This window comes from Megasphaera sp. UBA4382 (assembly GCF_002391155.1).
Taxonomy (GTDB): domain Bacteria; phylum Bacillota; class Negativicutes; order Veillonellales; family Megasphaeraceae; genus Megasphaera; species Megasphaera hexanoica.
In genome coordinates this window covers 5,228-14,070 of the sequence record NZ_DGRS01000087.1, presented here as the reverse complement: position 1 = coordinate 14,070, position 8,843 = coordinate 5,228, and the positions used below count along the sequence as shown (strand labels likewise).

Annotated in this window: 7 protein-coding genes; all 7 read left to right on the top strand. The window is 52.2% G+C overall.

Going from position 1 to position 8,843, the window contains the following annotated elements; all coding sequences use genetic code 11:
- The first annotated feature begins 382 nt into the window (after positions 1 to 382).
- Positions 383 to 1,846, top strand: coding sequence for an alanine/glycine:cation symporter family protein (locus B4H10_RS11495; RefSeq protein WP_059077418.1), 1,464 nt, complete (start codon positions 383 to 385; stop codon positions 1,844 to 1,846).
- Positions 1,847 to 1,968: 122 nt separating this feature from the next.
- Positions 1,969 to 2,724, top strand: coding sequence for a dihydroorotate dehydrogenase electron transfer subunit (locus B4H10_RS11490; protein WP_292018892.1), 756 nt, complete (start codon positions 1,969 to 1,971; stop codon positions 2,722 to 2,724).
- The gene (locus tag B4H10_RS11485; RefSeq protein ID WP_292018891.1) at positions 2,724 to 3,638 is read left to right on the top strand and encodes a dihydroorotate dehydrogenase; all 915 of its coding nucleotides are present in this window, start codon (positions 2,724 to 2,726) and stop codon (positions 3,636 to 3,638) included. Before B4H10_RS11490 ends, B4H10_RS11485 begins: the two co-directional genes overlap by 1 nt.
- A gap of 51 nt (positions 3,639 to 3,689) precedes the next feature.
- Positions 3,690 to 5,231, top strand: coding sequence for a gluconokinase (locus B4H10_RS11480; RefSeq protein WP_414674019.1), 1,542 nt, complete (start codon positions 3,690 to 3,692; stop codon positions 5,229 to 5,231).
- Between the two features lie 35 nt (positions 5,232 to 5,266).
- Complete coding sequence (gnd, locus tag B4H10_RS11475) at positions 5,267 to 6,679, top strand: decarboxylating NADP(+)-dependent phosphogluconate dehydrogenase (RefSeq protein ID WP_292017169.1); 1,413 nt, start codon at positions 5,267 to 5,269, stop codon at positions 6,677 to 6,679.
- A 155-nt stretch (positions 6,680 to 6,834) separates the two neighbouring features.
- Positions 6,835 to 7,812: a helix-turn-helix transcriptional regulator gene (locus B4H10_RS11470; RefSeq protein ID WP_292018889.1), complete on the top strand. Its 978-nt coding sequence runs from the start codon at positions 6,835 to 6,837 to the stop codon at positions 7,810 to 7,812.
- On the top strand, positions 7,809 to 8,843 hold a 1,035-nt coding region (locus tag B4H10_RS11465), incomplete at its 3' end, for an AAA family ATPase (RefSeq protein ID WP_292018888.1). The genes B4H10_RS11470 and B4H10_RS11465, both read left to right, overlap by 4 nt.

Genomic DNA, 8,843 nt, shown 5'->3' with positions numbered 1-8,843 from the left:
CTGTGGGTCTAGGGTTCGAATCCCTACTGGGTCACCAAGAAGAAGTTAAAGCATTCAGGGATTATCTGAGTGCTTTTTTTGTATTTCAAAGCAAAAATAAAGATATATATACTTAAAAATTGATTGAATATTGTATACAAAATGCCAAAAAGAAGTATTTTACCAGAAAAAAATAGAAATATTCAGCTAAATTGTCCTAGTATGCTAAAAATATATTTACAAAGAGCTTGATAATGTGCTATAGTAAGTGTGTTGTTTCACATTCTTAAAGGAACGTCATATCGTATCTCTGGAGGATTCTCGGCCGGTATCGTTCCGCTTTTACAGATATTATCATTACTTTATTCGAGAATTCCAATAATTGCATGAGGGGGCAATGTGTATGGAATTTTTTGGTTTGATTGCAAAAGGGATGATGGCTTTTGCTGATTTTATCTGGGGATGGCCGCTGCTCATCGGCACGTCCTTTGTAGCCGTCTTCTTATCCATCCGTCTTGGCTTTTTCCAGTTTGCATTTTTTGGTCATGTCATGAAGAATACCTTTGGCAAAATCTTTGACAAAGGGTCTGGTGACGGCAATATCAAGCCATTTAAGGCGGCCTGTACGGCTTTGGCATCGACACTGGGTGTTGGCAACATCGCCGGCGTTTCCGTCGCTATTGCAACAGGCGGTCCCGGTGCTGTCTTCTGGATGTGGTTCATCGCCATGCTGGGCCTGATCGTCAAATTCTCAGAAGTTACCCTGGGCCTGGCCTATCGTGAAAAAGATCCCGTAAGCGGTGTCTGGCACGGCGGTTTCCCCTGGTATGTCAAGAACGGTCTCGGCAAAAACTGGCGCTGGCTGTCGGCTATCTGGGCTATCGTTATGGCAGCGGGCATGATGTTTGCCCCGTCTATCCAGGCAGCAGAAATCTCCAATGCCATTAATACAGCCTTTGCTGTCAATCCGTATATCGTCGGCATCACCGTTGCTGTCCTAATGGCAGCAGTTCTCCTGGGCGGTCTCAAGAGTATTTCCAATTTCGCTAATCTCGTCGTTCCGTTTATGGCTGTCATTTACATCGTCGGTGCTATCTTCGTTATCATCGTCAATGCCAGCATGATTCCTTCGGCCTTTGCTATGATTTTTGAAGATGCTTTCACCGGTACGGCTGCAACGGGCGGCTTTGCTGGCAGCACGGTCATGCTGGCCGTCCGCTGGGGCCTGGCCCGTGGTATTTATTCCAACGAAGCCGGTACGGGTACAGCTCCGCTGGCTCATTCGTCGGCATCGGTCAACCATCCGGTCAAACAGGGCCTGTGGGGGATTTTTGAAGTCTTCTTCGATACTATTGTCGTCTGCACGATGACGGCTATGGTCGTTATGACCTCGGGTCTCTGGAATACGGGTATTTCCGGTGCTGCTCTTACGACAGCCGGCTTTTCCTCTGCCTTTGGCAGTGTGGCTGTCGGTGCTGTATTTATTTCAGTCATCATTACTTTCTTTGCTTTTACGACCTGTGTTGTCAACGTATATTATGGCGGTATCTGCCTCAACTCCCTGGGCCTTGAAGGCGCATGGATCAAAATTTACTATGCCATCGGTTGTGCCTGGGCTATTGTCGGTGCTATCGGAGCAGCCAAGACACTGTGGTCTTCCTTCGATTTCTTCTATGGCACATGTGTCGTCTGCAACCTCATTGTCGTTTTCCTTCTGAGCGGCAAAGTCAAGATTCTCGTAGACGATTACAAACAGCGCCTTAAAGATGGAAAGTGGGACGCATCGGCTGCTGACTGTGTGGCCCGACTCGGTATCTGGCGTGATGAAGTTACCCTGAATATGGAAAAAGAAGTCGAACATAAATAACAGGTATAGGATACGCCCTGTGTGAACACAATATTCATGCAGGGCGTTTTTACTTTCTTTCTATCTATGGTAGAATAGGAAAAGGAGAAATCCGGGGAAACTTTTTATAGGAGGCATTGCTTATGAAATATGTGGAGCAAGCTGAAATACTAAAAAACGAAGCGATTATTCCTGCCGTATGGCAGATGAAATTCCATGCGCCGCAGATTGCCCGGACAGCACGGCCGGGGCAGTTTGTCAACGTACACTATGATGGCGGTACGACCTTTTTGCGCCGTCCCTTTGGCATCGTCGATACGTCAACAGAGGGTACGGTCACGATTATCTACCGTATCGTCGGTACGGGAACGGAAGAATTATCGCGGCTGCATCCCGGTGATGTGCTGAATGTGGAAGGTCCTCTGGGAGATGGCGTCTTTACGACTTCCCCTGGCAAGGTCCTGCTGGCTGGGGGCGGCGTCGGGCTGGCACCGCTCATTTTCCTGGCAAAAAGGCTGGATCATCCGGTGATCCTCGTGGCTGGCAAGACGGCGGCAGAAACGTTCTGGACACGGTTTTTTGAACCCTATGCGGAATATATCTACGTGACGACTGATGACGGGTCCCGGGGAATAAAAGGATTTGCCGTACAGGCACTGCCTGTAATTTTTCAGGAACATGCCATAGACCGCATTTCCGTCTGCGGCCCGACGGTGATGATGAAGACCATTGCAGAAGCTGCGGCCGAAGCGGATGTATATTGTGAAGTATCCATGGAAAAACGCATGGCCTGCGGCATCGGCGTCTGTCTCGGCTGTACCTTTGCCAGCAAAATCGATGGCAGACGGCATAAGGTATGTGCAGATGGACCGGTATTTCCGGCGAAGGAGGTATTTTAATGAATACAGATCGGTTAAACGTTACATTCGCCGGTATTCCTATGAAGACTCCCGTCATGGGAGCTTCGGGTACATTCGGATTTGGCGTGGAATATAGTGATTTCCTCGACCTCAGTGAAATCGGGGCTGTCATTTCCAAGGGGATTACGCCCCTGCCGAGGGCGGGTAATCCCGGTGTACGGGTGGCGGAAACGCCGTCGGGCATGCTCAATTGCATCGGTCTGGAAAATCCCGGTCTCGATGCGTTCAAATGGGACATCCTGCCGCGGACAAAACAGATGGGAACTCCCATTATTGTCAATATTTCGGCCGGTTCGGCTGAAGAATACGGCCAGCTGGCGGAAGCCCTCGATGTCGATGGCGTAGCCGGTCTGGAAGTCAATATTTCCTGCCCTAATGTCAAAGAAGGCGGCATCGTATTCGGGACCGACCCTAAAGCGGCCGCTGCCGTAACCGGACAGGTCAAATCTCATACGAAAAAGCCGGTCATTGTAAAATTATCACCGAACGTGACAGATATCACGGTCATGGCGAAAGCCGTGGAAGCGGCCGGTGCCGATGCCGTGTCCCTCATCAATACATTGACGGGGATGGCCATTGATATCCGGTCGCGGCGCCCTCTTTTGGGTAATATCACCGGAGGCCTGTCTGGTCCTGCCGTCAAACCGATTGCTCTGCGCATGGTATGGCAGACAGCAAAGGCCGTGCAGATTCCCATTCTCGGCCTGGGTGGCATTGCCTGCTGGCAGGATGCAATTGAATTCATGCTGGCCGGAGCCAGTGCCGTCGCCGTAGGGGCTTATAACTTTGTCAATCCCCGGGCGGTACAGGAAATTGCTGAGGGGATGGCCCAGTATTGCGAAGAAGAAGGCATCACACATATTACCGATATCGTAGGAGCCCTTGTGGTCTGAACCATGAGTGAAAATCTGTGATAAACGGAAAGGGAGAAGATAATCATGAGTATGGAATCATCCAATCAGGAAGTATGGATTGGCGTCGACGTAGGAACGACAGGCGTGCGGGCCATTGCCTATACGGAAGACGGTACGAATGTGTGCTCGTCCGAAGCGTTTTACCCGCTCCTGACGCCCCACCCGGACTGGGCCGAAGAAAGTCCGCTTCAGATATACGAATCGGTAGAAGAAGTCATCAGCAAGACGGCGGCCCAGCTGCGGTATAAAAATAAAGAACTGGCAGGGATTGCCCTGAGCACGGTCATGCACAGTTTTGCCGGTCTTGACGAACACCTGGAACCTCTCATGGATATGCAGACCTGGGCCGACAGCCGCAGTGCCGATGTAGTCCGTGATATGAAAAAAGATCCGGTCCTGTGCCATTCTTTTTACGAACGGACGGGCTGCCCCATCCATGCCTGTTATCCCCTGGCCAAGGTTCTCTGGCTCAAACGCCATCAGCAGGACCTGTTCCGCCAGATGAAATACGTCGGATCCATCAAAGACTATCTTTTTTATCATCTGACGGGTCAGTGGGTCATCGATAAATCGACGGCCAGTACCAGCGGCATGTACAATGAACGGACACTCCAGTGGGACGATGAAATCCTTTCCTATGCTGGGATAGACAAGTCGTATATGCCGCCTGTCGTTTCCACGACGTACATGCACACGCTGGCACCCAAAGCCGCCGGGGCCATGCATCTGCCGGAAGGACTTCCCGTGGTCATCGGCGCTACTGATGGCGTATTGGTCAACGTCGGCATCGGCGCCGTCCAGCCGGGCCAGCTCAGCGCGACCATCGGTACCAGCGGAGCTCTGCGCATGCTGACCAGACAGCCGAAGACGGATCCGCAGATGCGCACCTGGTGCTATAATCTGACCGATGACATGTGGGTTGCCGGCGGCGCCATCAATAACGGCGGCATGATCCTGCGCTGGGTACGCGACAAAATCTGCCATTACGGCGGCAGCAAGCTGGAAGACCTGGACATCGACCCCTATGACCTCATGACCATGAAGGCTGAACACGTCGATGCCGGTGCCGACGGCCTCATCTGCCTGCCCTGCTTTACAGGGGAACGGGCGCCCTACTGGAATTCGGAATTGCGGGGCATGTTCTTCGGGTTTTCCCTCAATCACAGCCGGTCCCACATCATCCGGGCCGTCATGGAAGGAATCTGCTACAGCCTGAACAGCGTCATGCTGGCCCTCCGGGAATTCGGTGATATCCGCGATATCCGCGTCAGTGGCAGCTTTACCAAATCCCGCCTCTGGCTGCAGATCCTGTCGGACGTGCTAAACGAAAAACTGACTCTTCCCGACAACAGCGAGGGAGCAGCCTTCGGCGCGGCGACATTGGGATTCATTGCCAGCGGCAGACTAAAGAGCATTGCCGACACGGCCCATCTGGTCCATGCAAAGAAAGTATATACACCGATAGCCGAAAACGTGGCGACATACCGGGAGCTGTACAGTATTTTTGCCCGGCTGTATCTGAAACTGCAGGACGAATTTGCAGAAATTACAGAATACCAGAAAAAAATCTGACCGGACGAAGTCCGTGATAAAGGAGCGAATACACAATGGATTTACATGATATCGGCGTTGTTGGCATGGCCGTCATGGGCAGCAACCTGGCTCTCAATATGGCAGACCATGGATTTACGGTCAGCGTCTATAACTACACACCGGATCTGACGGAAAAATTTGTCAAAGAACGGCCCCATGATCATATTACCGCCTATTACGGCCTGCAGGATTTCGTATCGTCTCTCAAACGGCCACGGAAAATCATGTTCATGATTATGGCGGGAAAGCCCGTAGACAGCATGATTGACCAGCTCATCCCTCTCCTCGACCAGGGGGATATCCTCATCGACGGCGGCAATTCTTATTTCGGTGATACGCGCCGCCGCTATGAATACTGCCGCAAGCAGGGCATCCATTTTTATGGCATGGGTATATCGGGCGGGGAAACTGGCGCCCGCCGCGGCCCGTCCATCATGCCCGGCGGCAATAAAGACACGTATCCCGAAATCCAGCCCATTTATGAAGCCATTGCAGCCAAAGCCAGTGATGGCAAACCCTGCTGCACCTATATCGGCAGTGATGGCGCCGGCCATTATGTCAAGATGGTCCATAACGGCATCGAATATGCGGATATGCAGCTCATTGCCGAATCGTATCTGCTGCTGAAAACCGTCGGCGGCTATACGAATAGTGAAATCGCCGATATTTTCCACCAGTGGAATCAGGGGGAACTGCACAGCTTCCTTATCGGCATCGCCGCCGATATTTTTGCCGAAGATGACGAAACAGGCGGACAGGTCATTGACAAAATCGTCGATGCGGCAGGGCAGAAGGGGACCGGCCGCTGGACCAGCATCGAAGCATTGAAACAGGGCGTCGACATTTCTATGATCACCGCTGCCTGCAACGCCCGCGTCATGTCCAACCTGTCTCAGCGGCACATGGCTGAAACGGTTATTTCCGGGCCGGAACATAAGCTTGTAAAAGGAGAAAAATTCATCGAAGCCGTGCGGCGCAGTCTGTATACGGGGAAAATCGTGGCCTACGCCCAGGGATTTTCTCTCTACCGCAGTGCCTCGGAAACGTACCACTGGGATCTCGACTACGGCCGTATTGCCTCTATCTTCCGGGCCGGTTGCATCATCCAGGCGGAGTTCCTCAATAAGATTACCAAAGCCTATGAAAAGAATCCGGATCTGGAAAACCTGATATTCGACCAATTCTTCCTGGATAAAATCAATGCCAACGAAGAAAGCCTGCGCCAGATTGTCTGCCTGGCCGTACAGGAAGGCATTCCCATCCCGGCTTTTGCCAATGCCATGGAATATCTCGACGCCTACCGCAGTCCCCGCGTCGGAGCCAATCTGATACAGGCTCTGCGGGATTACTTCGGGGCCCACACCTATCAGCGCACCGACCGGGAAGGCACGTTCCACCATCAGTGGCACGAACATTACGAAAAATAACAGCCTTAGTGAAATCCCTCAGGAGCATCGTATATCCTGAGGGATTTTTGCATGCAAAGCCCCATTTTATGTTATAATATGTTACAAATTGTTTATGAATACAGCGACAATATGTGTCGTAATTTTATGGTACTATAGGGATGAAAGGAGAGAGTATGGATAAAGCTGAGCGGATACTTCTCGTATTCTGCCGTTTATTGAAACACGAATGGCTGAATAAGACGAATCTGGCACTGGAATTTAATACGACAGAACGAACCATCGAACGGGATATGCAGTCCATCCGCGCCGTCCTTTCCGAAGCCCGCAGCCCGGCCGTACTTCTCTGGGACCGGCAGAAGGGGTCCTATATCCTGAACCACTATCAGCACCGGCCGCTGCAGAGCATGGAGGCACTGACCATCCTGAAAATCCTGCTGGGCAGCCGGGCACTGCGTCTCGATGAGATGGAAGGGCTGGTACAGGCCCTGTGCGGATTATTGTCGCCCCGGGATGAAATGGAATTTTCACGGCTGCTGGAAGAAGAGCTTGACGGCTATCGTGAACCGTCTCATCATCAGGCCATCATCAAGATCCAATGGGACCTGCAGCAGTGCATACGGGACCACAGAAAAATCTGCCTTCATTACAGCCGCGGCGATGACATGCGGACGGCGCATATCGTGTTTCCCCTCTCAGTCGTCGTTTCCGATGGATATTTTTATCTCATCGCCACCGTGGAAGGGACGATTCACAAGGAACCGGCATTTTTCCGCCTCGACCGCATCCGTTCCTTCGATGTCCTTCCCGGGAACGGATGCTCCCCGGAAGACAATGACTTTTCTCTCCGCCGCCTGCGTTCGACGACGCCCTTTATGTTCGGTGGAAATCCTGTCCGTCTGACCCTGCGCTGTCAGCACCGGGCGGCCGAAGCCCTGTTCGATAAAATCCCCGCTCACACGGTACTTTCTTGGGAAGTGGAGACCGTACTGGTGGAAGTGACCGTAAGCATTCCCGGTTTTTTCCGCTGGCTCCTCATGCAGGGCGATGCCATCGTCATTATCGGGCCGGACCGGTTCCGGCAGGCCTTTATCCAGACACTGCAGAAAATACAAAACGCTTATACTGATAGTAAGGAGGATTGCCCGACATGAAGCATATAAAAGAACAATTCATCCGCTATATGGATGCAGGATTTCCCATTATTTACCTCGATACGTATGAAGAAGATAAAGCCGATGACCTCATCCGGTCCGTCGCCGGCGGCCGGAAAATAGAGGAATGGAATGTGCGCGGCTATTTTGAAAACCAGGTACTCATGCAGGCCGAAGCGCCGCTGGAAGATATCCTGCGGACACTTATCGATGACCCCCTGTCCCTGCAGCGGTCCGTTCTGGTCCTCAAAGACGTACCCCTTTTCAAAGATCAGATGGCCGTCATCGAACTGCTGAAATACCTGGCCCGGCGGATTGGCAATGGCTCCCTGCCCGATTTTAATATTGTCATCGTGTCTTCTGAGGTCTACATTCCCGGAGAACTCGATCCCTTCCTGACCATTCTCCACGACGAATACCTGACTGTATCGGATATCCGCGGCGTCATCGAACAATTCTGCCACGATCAGGAAGTGGACATGCTGCCGGAATTCATCCGCGAACTGGCCCAGATGTTCAAGGGCCTGTCGGAATATGAAATCAATACCATCCTGGCACTGGCTCTGTCCGACGACGGGGAAATCACCCGGTCTGATTTATCGCTCATATTGGAACAGAAAAAACAGGTCGTACAGAAATCGGGTATACTGGAAATGATTCCCCTCAAAGAAGGCATGGACGATATTGGCGGACTGGAAAGCCTGAAACAATGGCTCCAGAGAAAGGAAAAGATTTTCCGCAATATGGAGGCCGCTGCGGCCTTTGGCGTCGATATGCCCAAAGGCGTCCTCATTGCCGGCATGCCCGGCTGTGGCAAATCCCTCAATGCCAAGGCGGCGGCCAAGCTCTTCGGCGTTCCCCTGCTGCGCCTTGACATGGGACGCCTCATGGGCAAATATGTCGGTGAATCGGAAGCCAATATGCGCAAGGCCATCGGCCTGGCCGAAGCCATTGCGCCATGTGTGCTCTGGATCGATGAACTGGAAAAGGCATTTGCCGGCGTCGGCGGCAGCGGCGGGGCAGCGGACGTG

Coding starts and splice junctions, on each gene's coding strand:
- B4H10_RS11495 (WP_059077418.1), top strand. CDS start 383: ATGGAATTTTTTGGTTTGATTGCAAAAGGGATGATGGCTTTTGCTGAT.
- B4H10_RS11480 (WP_414674019.1), top strand. CDS start 3,690: ATGGAATCATCCAATCAGGAAGTATGGATTGGCGTCGACGTAGGAACG.
- gnd (WP_292017169.1), top strand. CDS start 5,267: ATGGATTTACATGATATCGGCGTTGTTGGCATGGCCGTCATGGGCAGC.
- B4H10_RS11485 (WP_292018891.1), top strand. CDS start 2,724: ATGAATACAGATCGGTTAAACGTTACATTCGCCGGTATTCCTATGAAG.
- B4H10_RS11490 (WP_292018892.1), top strand. CDS start 1,969: ATGAAATATGTGGAGCAAGCTGAAATACTAAAAAACGAAGCGATTATT.
- B4H10_RS11470 (WP_292018889.1), top strand. CDS start 6,835: ATGGATAAAGCTGAGCGGATACTTCTCGTATTCTGCCGTTTATTGAAA.